This window comes from Bacillus sp. GMs2/2, assembly GCF_050172095.1.
Classification (GTDB): domain Bacteria; phylum Bacillota; class Bacilli; order Bacillales; family Bacillaceae_G; genus Bacillus_A; species Bacillus_A cereus.
Genome location: NZ_JBNLYE010000477.1, coordinates 1 through 2,580, shown reverse-complemented (window position 1 = coordinate 2,580; position 2,580 = coordinate 1). Strand labels below are relative to the sequence as shown.

Genomic DNA, 2,580 nt, shown 5'->3' with positions numbered 1-2,580 from the left:
TATGAACTTACACTAGGTGATGTACCTTGTTTTTTAGCCTATTTTCTTTATATCCTTGCGATGGACCTATTTACTATAAATAGAGTGATTTAAAAATTACTTATCCAACAATTTAGTAGTTCATCACTTAACTTTCTTTCTAGTAATTCCTTCACTAATGGCATTGGCATGATTTCATAATGATTTAAGGCTTCTTTATTATAATCTATCCAGTGAAATGCTAAATGAGACTCGCTAGATTTCGGTGTTAAGTCCGTATGTAAATCTTGTGACTCTACTTCAAAAATGTGGTTAATTTCATGATGAAGCACTTCTTTATCTTGCCATTGATTTTCTATGACTCCTAAAAATTGTTGTATACTACAGTTTACTCCAAGTTCTTCCCTTAGCTCTCTTATTAATGCATTCTCTGCTGATTCTCCAATTTCAATATGGCCACCAGGTAAAAAATAATGATGGCCAATATATTCAGCAACTAATATTTTTTCATTTTTTATCATGACTGCTCGTACAATATGATGGAATTTACTTTTCAATTGATATCCCTCCTAGTTATTCAATGTATAGTTGCTCAAAATAGTCATTTAGTATTGGTATAATATAAATCATAGGTGTTTCATATGGATGAATATCATTAATAACTTCAAGAGCATCTTTTACAATTTCTCGTTTACACTTTATTTCAACTTTACATTCTTGCCCTTCGCATATTCGCCCAATTTCTCCATTAAAAGGAGATGCCTCGTCTAAAGGTCTCCAATATCCTTTCACTGAACTATAGGAAAGGCAATGGTCATATTCGCCCGTTTTACATGCTCCAATTTTATTTAATTCATCCCTTAATGTTTCAATATATTCTTCAGGAATGAACACTTCAATTTTCACTTCAGTAAATTGCATATTTCATTTCACACCTTTACTTCCTAATAGTTAAACAAATAAACGATATACTTGCTCACCATCATACTCTTGTCCTAATGATATGAAACCATATCGTTCATATAATTTCTTTGCAGAGAGATTATCTTTATGTACTGTTAATCTTATTTCTTTACACGATTTAAAAGTATTTTTTATTATATTAATACTTTCTCGTAATGCTGCTTTTCCATAACCATTACCTTGCTGCGATTGATCAATAATAAATCCGTTAATCCAATACATATCCGATGTCTCTCTTACAACAGCATGCATAACAAAACCAACCATAAGGTCACCATGGTATATAGCGAATGGTATGTACTCTACATTGTCACCATCTGGTTTTATATATACTTTAGCAAGCGAAACTGCTACGGGTGGAACAAATTTCAACTGATTTTCTTTAACTTGTAGTTTTAATGCTTCTTCCCAATTTTCTCTCGTAACAACCTTTAACTGGATATTCAATATTGTAAGCTCCCTTATATAGAGGATGTATGTTTATATTCAACGCATTGAAATAATTCCCTTTTTCGACAACAACTTATAACATAATTTTTATAAAATCTTGAATGAATTTTTGTTCATCTATTTCTAATGCTATATGGGCTCCTTCAGATATAGAGCTAAGGCGAAAATCAGCAAATGTTTGTCCTTTCGTATCTCCGTATGTATCAACATTCACTGTACGATGTACAAATTCAAAAAAGTTTGGATTTACTAATCCACTTATAGCAACCACATCATGAAGCAATGGCCCTTCGATAGATGGATTAAGTTTTTGGTATGCAGAAAAATAGTAATCATACATTGGTTTCATTATCGTATGGAATGGATTCTTTGAATTAGCTTGAATATAGTCAAACACATTTGGTGTTAACACAGCTTTGTTTGTTACATTTAAAGGGAATATTAATAAATTCTTTGCTTGATGGAAAACAATTTTACTTGCTATAGGATCTCCATACACATTTGCCTCTGCTAACGGCGTAACGTTTCCTACTTCTAAAAAAACACCACCCATGAAATAGATTCCTTTTACATTTAGCATTAAATCATTCCACAAATTAAAAGCAATTGCTAACGAGGTAGATCTTCCTACATCAACAATCGTTAAATCTTTTCCGTAATTTATAAGAATCGCAGCAATACTGCCAAAATTGTATATTGGAATAGATAATACGCTTTCTGGAACATGGATGGTACCTAATCCTTCTGCTCCGTGAATTTCAGGGTAGTACGTAGTAATTTCTTCTGTAAGTGGTTTTGTTGCACCACTAATGACAGGAATGTCTTGTCTATTTGCTAACTGTAAAATATACGCTGCATTATGTGCAGCATGTATATGCTCAACATTTCCGTATCCAGTTACAATACCGACAATTTCAATTTCGGGATGCAGTAAGCCATACATAATGGCAAATGAGTCATCAATACCTGGGTCTCCGAAAAATAATACTTTTTCCAAGAAATACGCTCCTCTCACGAAAAAATCGAGTCATTAGTAACTATGTATATGAAAAAAGCAAGTATATCTATGCAAATTTTAGAATGGATAATGTTTTACAAAATATTAAAAAGGAACTAGCGTATGCTAATTCCTTTCTTGAGTAACCATTCTCAAATTTAATTAATTATCGTATCCTTCATAAATTGCAT

At 32.1% G+C, this 2,580-nt stretch carries 4 protein-coding genes; all 4 read right to left on the bottom strand.

The annotated features are described in order from the left end of the window. Window positions 1-89: 89 nt before the first annotated feature. Window positions 90-536, bottom strand: a complete 447-nt coding sequence (locus ACQGS6_RS26265) for an NUDIX domain-containing protein (RefSeq protein WP_000836840.1) — start codon at window positions 534-536, stop codon at window positions 90-92. A gap of 16 nt (window positions 537-552) precedes the next feature. Beyond that, window positions 553-900, bottom strand: coding sequence for a divalent cation tolerance protein CutA (gene cutA / locus ACQGS6_RS26260; RefSeq protein ID WP_001160788.1), 348 nt, complete (start codon window positions 898-900; stop codon window positions 553-555). A 30-nt stretch (window positions 901-930) separates the two neighbouring features. Next, window positions 931-1,389 carry a GNAT family N-acetyltransferase gene (locus tag ACQGS6_RS26255; protein ID WP_001025613.1) on the bottom strand — a complete coding sequence of 153 codons (459 nt, stop codon included), beginning with the start codon at window positions 1,387-1,389 and terminating at the stop codon, window positions 931-933. A 76-nt stretch (window positions 1,390-1,465) separates the two neighbouring features. Next, a complete protein-coding gene (locus ACQGS6_RS26250; protein ID WP_044797674.1) occupies window positions 1,466-2,389 on the bottom strand; it encodes a nucleoside hydrolase in 924 nt (307 codons plus the stop codon). Window positions 2,390-2,580 lie beyond the last annotated feature (191 nt).